General features: G+C 73.6%; 14 protein-coding genes. 7 read left to right on the top strand and 7 right to left on the bottom strand.

Going from position 1 to position 14,217, the window contains the following annotated elements; genetic code table 11:
- Positions 1-28: 28 nt before the first annotated feature.
- The 5 genes from speB (at position 29) to ABD331_RS37340 (ending at position 4,714) form a co-directional block, all read left to right on the top strand.
- Positions 29-1,165: an agmatinase gene (gene speB, locus ABD331_RS37360; RefSeq protein WP_344485892.1), complete on the top strand. Its 1,137-nt coding sequence runs from the start codon at positions 29-31 to the stop codon at positions 1,163-1,165.
- 137 nt (positions 1,166-1,302) lie between these two features.
- Positions 1,303-1,953: a molybdopterin-dependent oxidoreductase gene (locus ABD331_RS37355; RefSeq protein WP_344486135.1), complete on the top strand. Its 651-nt coding sequence runs from the start codon at positions 1,303-1,305 to the stop codon at positions 1,951-1,953.
- Positions 1,919-2,542, top strand: coding sequence for a cytochrome b/b6 domain-containing protein (locus ABD331_RS37350; RefSeq protein WP_344485889.1), 624 nt, complete (start codon positions 1,919-1,921; stop codon positions 2,540-2,542). Before ABD331_RS37355 ends, ABD331_RS37350 begins: the two co-directional genes overlap by 35 nt.
- The gene (locus ABD331_RS37345) at positions 2,524-2,781 is read left to right on the top strand and encodes a hypothetical protein (RefSeq protein WP_344485886.1); all 258 of its coding nucleotides are present in this window, start codon (positions 2,524-2,526) and stop codon (positions 2,779-2,781) included. Before ABD331_RS37350 ends, ABD331_RS37345 begins: the two co-directional genes overlap by 19 nt.
- 154 nt (positions 2,782-2,935) lie before the next feature.
- Complete coding sequence (locus ABD331_RS37340; RefSeq protein WP_344485883.1) at positions 2,936-4,714, top strand: ABC-F family ATP-binding cassette domain-containing protein; 1,779 nt, start codon at positions 2,936-2,938, stop codon at positions 4,712-4,714.
- Here the strand turns inward: ABD331_RS37340 and ABD331_RS37335 are convergent.
- Complete coding sequence (locus ABD331_RS37335; protein ID WP_344485880.1) at positions 4,705-6,567, bottom strand: ABC transporter ATP-binding protein; 1,863 nt, start codon at positions 6,565-6,567, stop codon at positions 4,705-4,707. The genes ABD331_RS37340 and ABD331_RS37335 overlap by 10 nt on opposite strands.
- Positions 6,568-6,660: 93 nt before the next feature.
- Between ABD331_RS37335 and ABD331_RS37330 the strand changes: the two genes are divergently transcribed.
- Positions 6,661-7,698 carry an ArsR family transcriptional regulator gene (locus ABD331_RS37330; protein WP_344485877.1) on the top strand — a complete coding sequence of 346 codons (1,038 nt, stop codon included), beginning with the start codon at positions 6,661-6,663 and terminating at the stop codon, positions 7,696-7,698.
- 204 nt (positions 7,699-7,902) lie between these two features.
- On the top strand, positions 7,903-9,510 hold the full coding sequence (locus tag ABD331_RS37325; protein ID WP_344485874.1) for an amidase: 1,608 nt from the start codon (positions 7,903-7,905) through the stop codon (positions 9,508-9,510).
- Positions 9,511-9,580: 70 nt separating this feature from the next.
- Here ABD331_RS37325 and ABD331_RS37320 read toward each other — a convergent pair whose 3' ends face one another.
- The 6 genes from ABD331_RS37320 to ABD331_RS37295 form a co-directional block, all read right to left on the bottom strand.
- A complete protein-coding gene (locus ABD331_RS37320) occupies positions 9,581-10,345 on the bottom strand; it encodes a DUF899 family protein (RefSeq protein ID WP_344485871.1) in 765 nt (254 codons plus the stop codon).
- Positions 10,342-10,470 carry a hypothetical protein gene (locus ABD331_RS37315; protein WP_344485868.1) on the bottom strand — a complete coding sequence of 43 codons (129 nt, stop codon included), beginning with the start codon at positions 10,468-10,470 and terminating at the stop codon, positions 10,342-10,344. Before ABD331_RS37315 ends, ABD331_RS37320 begins: the two co-directional genes overlap by 4 nt.
- 12 nt (positions 10,471-10,482) lie before the next feature.
- A complete protein-coding gene (locus ABD331_RS37310; protein WP_344485865.1) occupies positions 10,483-11,238 on the bottom strand; it encodes a GntR family transcriptional regulator in 756 nt (251 codons plus the stop codon).
- A 9-nt stretch (positions 11,239-11,247) separates the two neighbouring features.
- On the bottom strand, positions 11,248-12,048 hold the full coding sequence (trpA, locus tag ABD331_RS37305) for a tryptophan synthase subunit alpha (RefSeq protein WP_344485862.1): 801 nt from the start codon (positions 12,046-12,048) through the stop codon (positions 11,248-11,250).
- Positions 12,045-13,244, bottom strand: coding sequence for a tryptophan synthase subunit beta (trpB, locus tag ABD331_RS37300; protein ID WP_344485859.1), 1,200 nt, complete (start codon positions 13,242-13,244; stop codon positions 12,045-12,047). The genes trpA and trpB overlap by 4 nt, the downstream gene beginning before the upstream one ends.
- Positions 13,245-13,442: 198 nt before the next feature.
- Complete coding sequence (locus ABD331_RS37295; RefSeq protein WP_344485857.1) at positions 13,443-14,165, bottom strand: hypothetical protein; 723 nt, start codon at positions 14,163-14,165, stop codon at positions 13,443-13,445.
- Positions 14,166-14,217: the final 52 nt, after the last annotated feature.

Below are 14,217 nucleotides of genomic sequence, written 5' to 3'. Positions count from 1 at the left end.
CGATCGTCGCGAGCGAACACTCCGAATCATGGCCAACGTAAATCAAGAAGGCTCCTGGGCCCAGCGGGCGGAGGCGGAAATTCCGACGGCCCGGCACGAGGAGGAGATCGAGCGGGCGTTGGCCCACGGGCTGCCGGGCGCGCCGACGCTGACGGATCGCACGATCCCCACGTTCTCGCGGGGAGAGCTGCCGCACTTCGCGGGTGAGCGCGGCACGTTCCTGAAGTGCCCCTTCGTGGAGGACGTGCACGACGTCGGCGACGCCGAGGTGGCGGTCTTCGGGGTGCCGCTGGACGCGGGGGCGACGTACCGGCCCGGCACCCGTTTCGGGCCGCAGGGCATCCGGCGCAGCACGAACCTGTTCGGCACCTACAGCTACGAGCTGGGCGTGGACCTGCGCGAGCAGCTCAACCTGGTGGACATCGGGGACGTGTTCACCATCCCCGGCAACCTGGAGAAGTCGTTCGACCAGATCAGCCAGGCGATGAGCCACGTCGTCCAGCGGGGCGTGGTGCCGGTGGTGCTGGGCGGGGACCACTCGATCGGGTTCCCGACGATCCGCGGGCTGGCCGCGCACCACGAGGGGAACGTCGGGATCATCCACTTCGACCGGCACGTCGACACCCAGGAGACCGACCTCGACGAGCGCATGCACACGACGCCCTGGTTCCACGCCACCAACATCAGGAACGCTCCGGCCACCAACCTCGTGCAGGTCGGCATCGGCGGCTGGCAGGCGCCCAGGGCCGGGGTGAAGGTCGGCCGCGAGCGCGGCACCACCGTGATCACGGTGGGGGACGTGGAGCGGGTCGGCGTCGAGCGGGTCGCGGAGACCGCTCTGGAGATCGCCTGGCAGAACGCCGAGGCCGTGTATCTGTCGTTCGACATCGACGTGATCGACGCCGGGTTCGTCCCGGGCACCGGCTGGCCTGAGCCGGGCGGGCTGCTGCCGAGGGAGGCGCTCAACCTGGTGCGGCTGGTGTCGGAGCCGGGGCTGGCCGGGATCGAGGTGGTGGAGTGCTCGCCGCCGTACGACTGGGCTGAGCAGACGGCCCTGCTCAGCTCGCGGGTGATCCTCGACAGCCTGGCCGTGCAGGTCAGGGCGGGTCGGCTGGGCCGCAAGGCGGCTTCGGGTGCGCGTCCCGCCTGGGGGCCGATGGGCTGAGACGGTCACCGGTTTGACAGGTGACGAGCGTTCCTGCGACGATCGTCACTAGTTGAACAGGTGACTGCCTCGGGAGTGATGTGATGGTCGGCCAGCGACGTCCAGCGGGAGAAGGCGCGCCCATCGCGCGCCGCGTGATGCTCTCGACGCTCGCGGCGGGCGCCCTGGGCCTGGCCGCCGCGCCGTTCCTGCGCAGCGGCTGGGACCGGGCGCTCGGCGCCGTGAGCGAGAACGACCCCACCGGCCTGACCGGCTTGCTGCCCAGCACGGATGGTTTCCGCTACTTCAGCGTGGCGGGCTCGGTGCCGCGCAAGACCCCGGCCGACTACCGGCTGGAGCTGGGCGGCCTCGTCGAGCGGCCCATGACGTTCACGCTGGACGAGTTGCGCGCCCTGCCGCAGACCCGGGTGGTCGGCGACGTCGAGTGCACCGACGGCTGGCGGGTGCCCGGCACCCCCTTCGGCGGGGTGTCCCTGGCGCACCTGCTCGACCTGGCGGGCGTGCGGCCCGAGGGCAAGGCGGTCCGCTTCACCTGCTTCGACGGCGTCTACACCGAGAGTCTCACACTCGACCAGGCCCGCCGCTCCGACGTGGTGGTGGCCCTCGACCTGCAGGACAAGCCGCTCACCCACGAGCGCGGCGGCCCCGTGCGGCTCTACGTCGCCCCCATGTACTTCTACAAGTCCGCCAAGTGGCTGTCCGGCATCTCCGTCACCGACCAGGTCGTCCCCGGATATTGGGAGGAGTACGGCTATGACGTCGACGGCTGGCTCGACCAGGCCGCCTGAGCGGCTGCGGCGCTTCACCCGCGCCGAGCGGCTCGTCCACCGCGCCACCGCCACGCTCATGCTGGTGTGCGCGGGCGCGGCGGCGTTCCTCTACTTCGGGCCGCTCGCCCAGCTCGTCGGCCGGCGGCACCTGGTCGTCACGATCCACGAATGGTCGGGGCTGCTGCTGCCGGCGCCGTTCCTGCTCGGGCTGGCCGCCCGCTCGTTCCGCGCCGACCTGCGCAGGCTCAACCGGTTCGCGCCGTACGACCGGGAGTGGCTGCGCGCGGTACGCCAGGGCGCCACGGGCCCGCGACCGGCCGGGAAGTTCAACGCCGGGCAGAAGATCTGGGCGGGCTGGATCGCCGGAGCCGTGCCGGTGATGATGTTCACCGGCCTGTTGATGTGGTTCGGCGGGCTGCTGCCGTGGATCTCCCGGACGAGCGCCATCTTCGTGCACGACCTGACGGCGCTGGCGATCGCCGTCATCGTGGCAGGGCACATCCGGCTCGCCCACCGGGATCCGATGGCCCGGCTCGGCATGCGCACGGGGACGGTCACGCGGGCGTGGGCCAGGAAGCACCATCCGCGTTGGGCCGACGAGCAGTGACGGCCAGGCCCGCCCACGTGTTCATCTGCGGCGACCCTGCGCTGGCGCTGCGGGAGGCCGTCTACCCCCGGCTCGGCGGCGAGCGTCACGACGACCGCGCGCTCACCCTGGCGCGGGATGGACTCGTGCGGCAACAAGATCAAGGCGGCGGCGTACCGGGCGCGCAGACGAGAGGCCGGGCCGCGCTGATATCCTCCGTAAGGAAGATCATGAGACAGGAGACCAGGCATGGCAGGTGACGACGACATCTCCGGGTGAGACCGGAGCCTGACCGGCCTCCCGGCGTGCGCTCAGATGCCGCCGCCGACGCGGGCCCTGGTCGTCGTCCCCGAAACCTGTCCCCTTCACCGGGCGGCCCCGGCGCGCCCGGGTTTCTCCCCGAGGTCTTCCCGCATGGTCAACGACACCCTGCTCGCGCGCGAGCTCGTACGGACGCTGGGCACGCGGCGCGTGCTCGACGGCGTCTCCCTCACCGCCGCCCCCGGCCACCGGATCGGCCTGATCGGCGAGAACGGCGCCGGCAAGTCCACCCTGCTGCGGCTGCTCGCCGGCACGGACGAACCCGACTCCGGCACCGTCGTCCGGCCCGCCGACCTGGGCTTCCTGCACCAGGAGCTGCCGTACGCCGCCGACGCCACCATCGCCGCCGTGCTCGGCGACGCCCTGCGCGAGGCCCGTACGGACCTGGCCGAGCTCGACCGGCTCAGCGGCGAGCTGGCCGCGAACCCCTCCGACGCCGCGCTGCTCGAAGCGTACGGAGCCCGGCTCGACCAGGCCCAACTGCACGAGTCCTGGGACGCCGACCGGCGCGCGGGCATCGTCCTCGACCGGCTCGGCCTGGGCGGCCTGCCGCACACGCGCACCGTCGCGTCGCTGTCGGGCGGGCAGCGCGGGCGGCTCGCCCTGGCGGCGCTGCTCATCAGGCGGCCCGCCGCGCTGCTGCTCGACGAGCCCACCAACCACCTGGACGACGCCGCCGCCGCGTTCGTGGAGGAGCAACTGCGCGGCATGACAGGGGTGGTCGTCGTGGCCAGCCACGACCGGGCGTTCCTGGACGCGGTCTGCACGGACCTGATCGACCTCGACCCGTCGCTGGACGGCCCCGTCCGGTACGGGGGAGCGTACGGCGCCTACCTCGCCGAGAAGCGCGCCGAGCGGGAGCGGTGGGAGCGGCGCCACGCCGAGGAGCAGGAGGAGCTGGACGAACTGCGCCGGTCCGTCGCCGTGACGGCGCGCAACGTGGCGCTGGACGGGCTGCGGCGCGACAACGAGAAGATGGGGTACGGGCATCGCGCCGGGCGGGTGCAGCAGCAGATCTCCCGGCGGGTGCGGAACGCGGCGCGGCGGCTCGCCGAGCTGGAACGCGAGCAGGTCCCGCCCCCGCCACCCCCACTCCGCTTCCACCCCCGCCCGCTGACCACGGCCGGGGGAGACGACGGCGTTCCGCGCTCCCCGACCGCGCCCACCGGAGACGACGGCGATGCCCGCTCGCTGACCGCCGCTGGGGGAGACGACGCCGATTTCCGCCCGCTGACGGCCGCCGGGGGAGACGACGCCGGTTCCCGCTCGCTGACCGCGACCGCCTCGGACGACGGCCAGCCCCTGCTCTCCCTGCTCTCTCTGCGAAACGTGCGGGTCCCGGGGCGGCTCTCGATCGACCGGCTCGACCTCACCCCCGGAACCCGCCTCCTGGTCACCGGCCCGAACGGCGCAGGCAAGTCCACCCTCCTGTCCGTCCTGGCCGGACGGCTGCACCCTGACGGCGAGGTGCGCCGGCGTCCCGGCCTGGCCACCGGCCTCCTGACCCAGGACACCGTCTTCACCGAGCCGGACCGCACGGTCAGGGAGACCTACGAGCGAACACTGGGCCCCGAACGAGCCGAGACCGTCCCCCTCCACTCCCTCGGCCTGATCGCCCTGCGCGACACGAACCTGCGGGTCGGCGAGCTGTCGGTGGGCCAGCGCCGCCGCCTGGCCCTGGCCCTCCTGGTGGCCGACCCGCCCGAGCTGCTCCTGCTCGACGAGCCCACCAACCACCTCTCACCCCGCCTGGCCGACGAGCTGGAGGAGGCCCTGGGAACGGCAGGCCCGGGAGCCGTGGTGATCGCCAGCCACGACCGCTGGCTGCGCGACCGCTGGCACGGCTCCCGCCTGAGGCTGGCTCACCGATAGGCGCTGGCCTGAAGGGTGTAGAGGTCGGCGTACAGCCCGCCCGCGGCGAGCAGCGCGTCGTGATCGCCCCGCTCGACGACCCGCCCGTGGTCGAGGACGTAGATGCGGTCGGCGTAGCGGACGCTGGCCAGGCGGTGGGTGATGAGCAGGACGGTGCGGCCGTCGGCGTGGTGGCGGATGCGTTCGAACAGGGCGTGTTCGGCGCGGGCGTCGAGGGCGGCGGTGGGTTCGTCGCAGATGAGCAGGTCGGCGTCGCGGTGGAAGCCGCGGGCGACGGCGATGCGCTGCCATTGGCCGCCGGACAGCTCGTGGCCGTCCTTGAAGCGCCGATCCAGCAGGGTGCGGTAGCCGTTCGGGAGGTCCGCGACGACGTCGTCGGCTCCGGCGACGGCGGCGGCGGCGTGCAGGGCGGGCTCGCCCTTGTCGGTGCCCATGGTGATGTTGTAGCGGGCGGTGAGCGGCCAGCGGGTGTGGTCCTGGGCGATGACGGCGGTACGGGTGCGGAGGGTTTCCGGGCTGACCTGGCGCAGGTCGACGTCGTCCCAGTGGACGGTGCCGGAGTCGGGCTCGTACAGGCCGGACAGGATTTTCGCCAGAGTGGTCTTGCCGGAGCCGTTCTCACCGACGAACGCCACGATCTCGCCCCGCTTGATCTCGACGGACACGCCGCGCAGCGCCGGCTCCTCGATCCCCGGGTAGGTGAACGTCAGGTCGGTGGCGGTGATGCGGTCGAAGCCCTCCGGCGCGGGCAACGGGCGCGGCGGGATCAGGCGGCGCTCGGCGTCGTCGCAGAACCGCAGGAAGTCGGTGAAGTACAGCCCCTGCTCGTAGAGGTGGTTGGTGGTGAACAGCAGGCCCGACAGCGAGCCCTGGCTCGACCGGATGGCCAGCACGGCGGTGCCCGCCACCGCCAGCGGGATGGCGCCGATCGTCAGCAGCACGCCCAGCGCGAGGTAGACCACGGCGCTGCCGAGTCCGCTGAGCGCGTTGCCGGCCAGCCGGGTGAGCGTCTGCCGCCTGACCAGCTTGAGCATCTCCTCCTGCTCGGCCCTGGCCACCGCGTCGTAGACGCGCAGCAGGAAGCGCCGCATGGTGAACGCCCGCACCTCGGCCGCGGGCTCGCGATCGGCCAGCAGCTCGGCGAGGATCCACTTGCGGCGGCGGGCCGGGCCGAGCCCGTACATCGTGGAGTAGCGCTGGCGCGCGCTGCGGACCGCGGCCCACGCGTCGGGCAGCACGGCCAGCAGGAGCAGCGGCAGCAGCACCGGATGCAGCAGGCCGAGCACACCGGCCGCCGCCGCCAGCCCGACCAGGGACGTGACCACGTCCACGGCCGACGACACCACGAAACTGGCCGTGCCCGCGCCCCGGCCCCTGGCGCGTTCCAGGGCGTCGTGAAACTCCGGGTCGTCGAAAGCGACCAGCTCGACCCGGCTGGTCAGCGAGTACAGCCGCTCCTCGGAGGCGCGCTCGATCTGCGGGCTCAGCCGCGCCTCCGCCCAGCTCGCGCCCGCCTGCAGCAGCGTGCGGAGCACGGCGGCGGCGCCGACCAGGACCAGGCTGGGCAGCGCCGCCAGCACCCGCTCGGGGGTCGGCCCCTCGCTGAACAACGCGTTGAGCACGCCGGTGGTGGCCAGCAGGCCGAACGCGGTGACGATCCCGCCGAGCAGGTTGAGCGACACGGTGGTCATGGTGTCGCGCGGCCCCGCCTGCCAGGCCAGGCGTAAAGCTTGGCCGATGAGGGAGGGCAGCCGCCTGGCGATGGTCAGGAAGCCGACCCCGGCCATGGTGTCGTGGTGGAAGTGGTAGTCGGAGGGGGCGATCTCGCCGAGTTCGAGGGGCTCATCGGGCATGAGGGAAGTGTGCCCACCGGGGCTGACAAACCGCTGATCCCCTATCGTGGCCGAGAAGGCCCAGCACCTCCCCGTCAACGGGAAGAGACGGACATGTCCCCTCGTTCTCGCGGTGTCCTGAGGATCGTCTTCACCTCCGAGGACCTGGCGCTCACGCGCCCGGCGACCCGGACCGACCTGCTGTGGGAGATGGTGGGCAGCCTGCACCGGCTGCAGGCCCGCGACGGCGGGGGCGCGATGGCCTGCTGGCGGCGTCAGGCCCGCGCGCGGCTGACCGGCGACGGCCTGCTGACGGCCGTGCGCTCGCTGCTGCTCCCGCTCGTCCCGCGCGGCCCGTACTTCCCCGACTTCCTCACCCCGATCGAGGCGCAGTCGGGCGACGAGCAGGCCCTGCAAGCGCTCACCGACACGCCGCGGAGGCGGCTGCGAGCTGAGCTGGACCGGCTGCGCCGCAGCTCAGCGCCGTTCTCCGCCGACCTGACCGACCTCGCGCGCGGGGACGCGCGCGCCGTCAGGCGGCTCGGGCGGCTCGTCACGCGCTACTGCGACGCGGCGCTCGCACCGCAGTGGCCGCACGCGGAGCCCGCCCTGGCCCAGGAGCGCGCCATCCTGTCGCGGCACCTGGCCGCGGGCGGCGCCGAGCAACTGCTCGCCCACCTCGCGCCGACGGCGTGCTGGCGCCCGCCCGTGCTGGAGATCGACTACCCGCCCGGCCTGAGCAGGGAGATCCACCTCAGGGGACGGGGGCTGACCGTGATCCCGTCCTACTTCTGCCGGGGGCACCCGGTGGCGCTGGTGGACCCGGCGCTGCCGCCCGTCCTGGCCTGCCCCATCCCGCGCCGCGCCACCGCACCGGCCGCCACCGCCGGAGACGCCCTGGTGGCGCTGCTCGGACGGACGCGGGCGGAGATCCTGAGCTGCATCGCCCGCGAGCCCGGCTGCAGCACCAGCGAGCTGGCCCGGCAGGTGGGGGTTTCGGTGCCGACGGCCAGCGAGCACGCCTGCGTCCTGCGCCAGGCCAACCTCATCGCCAGCTTCCGGCAGGTCAACCTCGTCCTGCACCACCCCACCGAGCTGGGCACGGGGCTCCTCGCCGCCGCACCGTCCCACCGACCGGCCTCTCCCGGCTGAGCCCGCCCCACCCGCACCAGCCGGGCGCCGCGCGCCGATGCCGGCATCCGCACCTCCTGGGCCGACGTGCCGTCTGCGCCGCCTGGGCCACCCGGACCTCCTGGGCTACGTGCCGTCCGCACCGCCTGCGCCACCCGGACCCTGCGCCGACGTGCCGCCCGCACCCCCTGACCGGCGCTCGCTTCAGGGCTACGCTCGTGGCCCATGAAGCCCATGCATCCCGCACGATGGCCGGCGGTGGTGGCGCTCATCGCCGGCTTATCCGTGGCACCCACCGCCCACGCCGGCCTCGAGGACCCCCGTCACCCCGGCACCGTCCTGCGCGGCCTAGACCTCGACCGCGCGACCGTCCTCGACCTCCAGCGCGCCATGGACCGGGGACGTTTCGACTCGGTGACGCTCACCCGCTTCTACCTCGACCGGATCCGCGCCGTGGACCCGCTGCTGCACTCCGTCGTCCAGACCGACCCCGCGGCGGCGCTCAAGGAGGCAGAACGCAGCGACAGGCGGCGCCGACACGGCGGGCGCGGCGCACTGGAGGGCATCCCGGTCCTGCTCAAGGACAACATCGACACCACCGGACGGCTGCGCACCACCGCCGGCTCGCTGGCGCTGCTCGGCTCCCGCCCGGCCCGCGAGGCCTTCCTGGTCGAACGGCTGCGCGCGGCCGGCGCGGTGATCCTCGGCAAGGCGAACCTCTCGGAGTGGGCCAACTTCCGCTCCTCGCCCTCCTCCAGCGGATGGAGCGCCGTCGGCGGCCAGACCAACAACCCCTACGTCCTGGACCGCAACCCCTGCGGTTCGAGCAGCGGCTCGGCGGTCGCCGCCGCCGCGACCCTGGCCGCGGTGACCATCGGCACCGAGACCGACGGCTCGATCGTCTGCCCGGCGGGCGCCAACGGCGTCGTCGGCATCAAACCCACGATCGGCCTGGTCAGCCGGGCCGGCGTGATCCCGATCTCCGCGCAGCAGGACACCGCCGGCCCGATCACCAGGAACGTCACCGACGCCGCGGCCGTCCTGGAGGCCATCCAGGGCGTGGACCCGCGCGACCCGGCCACCGAGCCGGGAGGCGAGCGCGACTACCTCGGCGCGCTGGAGCCCGGCGCGCTGGCAGGCAAGCGCATCGGCGTCTGGCGCTCGGCCGCCGCCGGCGACCAGGAGGTGCTCGCCACCCTGGACGCCGCCGTCGCCACGCTCCGGGCGCGCGGCGCGACCGTCGTCGACGACCTGGAGCTGGAGGGCATGGACGAGGTCGGCGAGCCGGAGTTCACCGCCCTGCTCACCGAGTTCAAGCACGACCTGAACGCCTACCTGGCCGCCACCCCCGGCAGGCATCCCGGCGACCTGGCCGGGCTGATCGCGTTCAACGAGCGGCACGCCTCGACCGAGCTGCGCTACTTCGGGCAGGAGCTGTTCCAGCAGGCGCAGGCGACCACCGGCGACCTGAACGATCCCGCCTACCGGGCCGCGCGCGAGAAGGCCACCTCGCTGGCCCGGCAGGCGATCGACTCCGTGGTGTCCGCCAACCGGCTGGACGCGGTCCTCGCGCCCACGAACGCCCGCGCCTGGCTCACCGACCTGGTCAAGGGCGACGACTTCAGCGGCTTCGTCTCCTCCTCCGCGCCTCCCGCCGTCTCCGGTTACCCGGCGATCACGGTGCCCGCCGGGTACGCCGGTGACGTGCTGCCGCTGGGCGTCACCTTTTTCGGCACCCGCTTCTCCGAGCCGACCCTGATCGCCCTGGGGTACGCGTTCGAGCAGGCCACCAAGGCCCGCAAACCGCCGACGTACCTGCGGACGCTGCCCTGACGCACTGACCCTCTGACGCCCTGACCGGTGCCGGGCGTACCGGCACCGGTCCCGCACGTGCGGGCGCGGGTCAGTGGCAGTGACCGTTCCGGCCCAGGGTGTCCACGGGTGTGGCGCCGGGACGGGTCCACTGCGGCACGGGACGGCTGGTCGGGCCCCAGGTGGGCACCCCCTCAGCATCCGAGCGCCACGTCCAGCACGCGTCGCGCCCCTTCGGCCGGCCCTCCGGGTTGTCCTCCCACGCCTCGCCGCGGCCGTAGGGCGTCAGGTCGAGCAGCCCCATGGAGGCGTTGACCCGCTCGTTGCCCCGCCCCGTCGTGGAGTAGGTGAGGAACGTGCGGTCGCCGTCGCGCAGGTAGCAGGTGAGGAAACCCATGCTGTCGCCGATCGGCGCGGGCGCGTCCCGCACCGAGTACCACGGCTGGGTGTAGCCCATGAACGCGACGAAGGCGGCCACCTCCTCCCAGCGGCCCGTGGTCACGACGGCGAAGGAGACGCCGCGGGCGTTGAGGTAGACGGCGTCCTTCAGGTGCCAGGCCGTGGTGGTGCAGCCCTCGCACTGGCCCTGGTGCGGCGCGCCGTCGTACCACATGTGCTTGTAGACCACGAGCTCGTCGCGGCCCTGGAACAGCTCCAGGAACGGGACCGGCCCGTCGGGGCCGACCACCTCGGCCGTCCCGTCGAACTCCACCATCGGCAGCCGGCGGCGGGCCGCGGCGATGGCGTCGCCCTCGCGGGTGTGGGCCTTCTCCCTGGCCAGCAGCTCGTCCCTGGCGGCCTGCCAGGTGGCCAGGTCGGTGACGGGCGGGCGGCCGGGCAGTGGAGCGGTCGTCATGGTGTCCTCCGTGATGTCGGCGACGGTCGCAGGAACAGACTCGCGACCGCGCGGAAACTCATCGCGCCGGTCACGTCACACAGCACCCGGTCGCCCTGATCGACGATCACCAGTACGGCTTCCACGAGCCACACCCTTCAGCTGGTGGCCCCCCAGGTGAGCGACAGCCCGGTGGCGGCGCGTTCGGTGCGGATCTCCATCATGCTGCCGAGGATCGTGGCGTGGTCGGACACCACCGGCGTGGCGTCGAGCGTGTAGGTGATCCGGCTGCTGACCAGCACCGGGCTGCCCTGCGGCTCGTCGAGGTGGCGGGCGGCGGCGGCGTCGAGCAGGCCGGGCCGCACCACCTCGGACGCTCTGGCGACCGCCACCCCCGCGTCGGCGAGCGCGGTGTAGAGGGAGACGGCGGTGAAGTCGCGGTCGCGGATCTGGTCGGCCACCGGCCGCCGCACCCACGACACCTGGTGCACGGCCGGACGCCCCGCGAACTCGCGCACCCGCTCCAGCCGCAGTGCGGTGTCGCCGGGACGCAGCCGCAGCTCCGCGGCGATCCGGGCCGGGGCGCGCCGCATCGCCCGCCCGGCCACCGAGGTGCGCACGTCGTGGCCCTGCTTACGCAGGTCGTCGACCAGGCTGCGGAGCGAGTCGAGCTGGTACGCCAGGTGCGGCGGGGCGACGAACGTGCCCTTGCCGGGCTGCTGCACGATCAGCCGCTCGTCGCTCAGCTCCCGCAGCGCCTGGCGCAACGTCATGAGGGTCACCCCGTAGGCGGTGCTCAGCTCCCGTTGCGGGGGCAGGGCCTCGCCAGGGGCGTAGTGTCCCGACCGGATCTTCGCGGCGAGGTCGGCGGCGATGGCGCGGTATCTCGCCTCGTGCCCGGCGTCGGGGGTCATCGTGGTGCGTCACTCCTGGTCGATGGCTCGGCGCAGGGTCGCGAGGAAGGCTCGCAGGTCGTCCGGCCCCGCCCCGTCGAGCACCCGCCGCATGACCGCGGCGCCGACCACCACGCCGTCGGCGTGCCGGCGGGCCTCCCGCGCCTGGTCAGGCGTGGAGATGCCAAATCCTAGCAAGACCGGCCGGTCGGTGGCGCGCCTGAGGCGCGTGGTCAGCTCCGTCGCTCCGGACGCCAGGGCGGCCCGCTCGCCGGTGGTGCCCATCACCGACACCGCGTAGACGAACCCGCGGCTGCGGCGCGCGATCTCCGCCAGCCTCGGCTCCGGCGTCGCCGGTGACGCCAGCAGGGCCAGGTCCACTCCGGCCGCGGCGGCCACGTCCGTCAGCTCGTCCGCCTCGTGCACCGGCAGGTCGGGCACGATCAGGCCGGTGACGCCGGCCTCGCGCAGCGCGGCGCAGAACGCCTCGGGCCCGTCGTGCAGCACCAGGTTGTAGTAGGTGCTGGCGACCAGCGGCACGCCCAGGTCGCGGACCTCGGCCAGGTCGGCGAGGATCCGGCGGGTGCTCGCGCCGCGCGCCAGCGCCGCCTCGCTCGCCTGCTGGATGGTGACGCCGTCGAGCGTGGGGTCGGAGAACGGCAGGCCCACCTCGATGGCGTCGCCGCCCGCTGCGGCGAACGCCTCCAGGTACCGGGTCCAGCCGGGCGTGATCCCGCCGGTGACGTACGGCATGAGCAGGCCGCGCCCCGCGTCACGGCGGGCACGCAGGTGGCGTTCGACCGGGCCGGCGGCCAGGGTCTGGTTCGTCACAGCAGCTCCTTCAGGGTAGAGATGTCCTTGTCGCCCCGGCCGGACAGCGTCATCAGGACCGTCGCCCCGGCGGGCAGGCCGCCGTCGCCCGCCGCGCGGATCACCCAGGCGAGGGCGTGCGCCGATTCGAGCGCAGGGACGATGCCCTCGGTGCGCGCCAGCCGCACCGCCGCGCCGACCGCCTCGCCGTCGCTCACCGTGTCGTACCGGGCCCGGCCCAGGTCGCGCAGGTGGGCGTGCTCGGGGCCGACGCCCGGGTAGTCGAGCCCGGCGGCGATGGAGTGCGCCTCGACGATCTGGCCGTCGCCGTCCTGCAGGAACAGCGAGCGGCAGCCGTGCAGGACGCCGAGACTGCCGCGGGCCGCGCCCGCGCCGCCGTCCGCCTCGACGCCGACGAAGCGCGCCGTGGTGTCGGCGAAACCGGCGAACGTGCCGGCCGCGTTGGAGCCGCCGCCGACGCACGCGACCACGTACTCGGGGACGCCGGCCGCCAGCGCGGCGGCGCACTGCGCGCGGGCCTCCTCGCCGATGACCCGCTGGAACTCCCTGACCATCCACGGGTACGGGTCCGGCCCGACGACCGAGCCGACGCAGTAGTGGGAGTCGCCGGTCGCGCCGACCCAGTGCCGCATGGCCTGGCTGGTGGCGTCCTTGAGCGTGCGGCTGCCCGTGGTCACCGGGACCACCTCGGCGCCCAGCATGCGCATGCGGAAGACGTTCAGCTCCTGCCGCTCGATGTCGCGCTCGCCCATGAAGACGGTGGCCTCCAGGCCGAGCAGCGCGGCGGCGGTCGCGGTGGCCACCCCGTGCTGGCCCGCCCCCGTCTCGGCGATCAGCCGGCGGCGGCCCATCCGGGTGGCGAGCAGGGCCTGGCCCAGCACGTTGTTGATCTTGTGGGAGCCGGTGTGGGTGAGGTCCTCGCGCTTGAGGTACAGCCGCACGCCCAGCTCTTCCGACAGCCTGCGGGCGGGGGTGAGGGGGGTCGGCCGGCCGGCGTGCAGGGCGAGCAGCTCGGCCAGCTCGCCGCGGAAGCCGGGATCCGCCCACGCCTCGCGGAACGCCTCGTCCACCTCGCGGCACGCCTCCACCAGGGATTCCGGTGCGTACCGGCCGCCGTACTCGCCGAAACGGCCCCTTGCGGTGGGTTCGCCCATGGTTTTGGACGCGGGGACCGGGGCTTGCCGTACCTGGGTCATGTTGCGCTCACCTCGTTCTATAACTCTTGGGAGAGTTCTATAACAGTGAGTGTGGCATGGGAAGGGCGTGGCGCGCCACCTCGGGTGGGCACGACAAAGCGGCCCGCTGCCCTGGAGCGGGCCGGCCGGGCTAGTTGTCCGCGCCTTTACAGCGGGCCGGGGCCTTTACAGCGGGCCGTGCGATCGTCTGCGCGTCTTTTACGCGTCGCCGGGGTCCGGTGGCGTGATCTGCAGGGGCACCGCCGTTCCGCCGGCGAGCTCGCGTCCCTGCCGCAGCGTGAAGTCGAGCTGCCTGGCCACCTGGGGGAGGGCCGCCGGCGGCATGTACCCGTCGACGCCGGCGTTGAGCAGCCGCCCGACCGGGCCCTCGTACCGGACGCCGAGCTCGTGGTCCTCGATCTCGGCGACGATGACGCGGGCCTCCGGGAACATCAGTCGCAGCCTGCCGATGAGCTGCGGGCTCGCCGGCGGCACCAGCAGCACGTCGGCCGTCTTGGGGGCCGCGTGCATGTCGAGCACCACGTAGTCCGGGCCGAGCTGGTCGGACAGGGCGACCCTGGCCGCGGCCGACAGCTCCATCGCCGTGGCCACGACCGTCACGCCGTCGAGGTCGATCGGCGGCTGCTCGTCGGAATCCTCCTCCTCCGGCGCGTCGCGATCGACGATGGCGCCCTGGATCACGTCCACGGTGCTGGAGATCGTCGCGATCGACGCGCCGTCACGGGTGAGGACCAGGCTGTCGCCGGGTTCGAGGGCGTCGATGAGGGCCACGACGTCTTCGGGCAGGCGGCTCACGTCCACCTCCTGCCCGGAGCGCGAGGCGCGCTTGCGGTCTGCGTCAGGCTGCTGCCCGGCGCGTGCGGCGCGTTTGCGGTTCGCGTCGCGCTGCTTGCGGAAGCGCGACGGGCGTTTGCGGCTCACCATGCTGAGGACAGGCACGCGGCGGCGGGGGCGTCCTGTGTCGTGCGCGGCC

The sequence above is a fragment of the Nonomuraea monospora genome (assembly GCF_039531895.1).
GTDB classification, from domain to species: domain Bacteria; phylum Actinomycetota; class Actinomycetes; order Streptosporangiales; family Streptosporangiaceae; genus Nonomuraea; species Nonomuraea monospora.
The sequence above is the reverse complement of the archived record's forward strand: the minus strand, read 5'-3'. Positions and strand labels throughout refer to the sequence as shown.

Coding starts and splice junctions, on each gene's coding strand:
- ABD331_RS37340 (WP_344485883.1), top strand. CDS start 2,936: ATGGTCAACGACACCCTGCTCGCGCGCGAGCTCGTACGGACGCTGGGC.
- ABD331_RS37350 (WP_344485889.1), top strand. CDS start 1,919: ATGACGTCGACGGCTGGCTCGACCAGGCCGCCTGAGCGGCTGCGGCGC.
- ABD331_RS37355 (WP_344486135.1), top strand. CDS start 1,303: ATGCTCTCGACGCTCGCGGCGGGCGCCCTGGGCCTGGCCGCCGCGCCG.
- speB (WP_344485892.1), top strand. CDS start 29: ATGGCCAACGTAAATCAAGAAGGCTCCTGGGCCCAGCGGGCGGAGGCG.
- ABD331_RS37320 (WP_344485871.1), bottom strand. CDS start 10,345: ATGACGACCGCTCCACTGCCCGGCCGCCCGCCCGTCACCGACCTGGCC.
- ABD331_RS37310 (WP_344485865.1), bottom strand. CDS start 11,238: ATGACCCCCGACGCCGGGCACGAGGCGAGATACCGCGCCATCGCCGCC.
- ABD331_RS37325 (WP_344485874.1), top strand. CDS start 7,903: ATGAAGCCCATGCATCCCGCACGATGGCCGGCGGTGGTGGCGCTCATC.
- ABD331_RS37335 (WP_344485880.1), bottom strand. CDS start 6,567: ATGCCCGATGAGCCCCTCGAACTCGGCGAGATCGCCCCCTCCGACTAC.
- trpB (WP_344485859.1), bottom strand. CDS start 13,244: ATGACCCAGGTACGGCAAGCCCCGGTCCCCGCGTCCAAAACCATGGGC.
- ABD331_RS37330 (WP_344485877.1), top strand. CDS start 6,661: ATGTCCCCTCGTTCTCGCGGTGTCCTGAGGATCGTCTTCACCTCCGAG.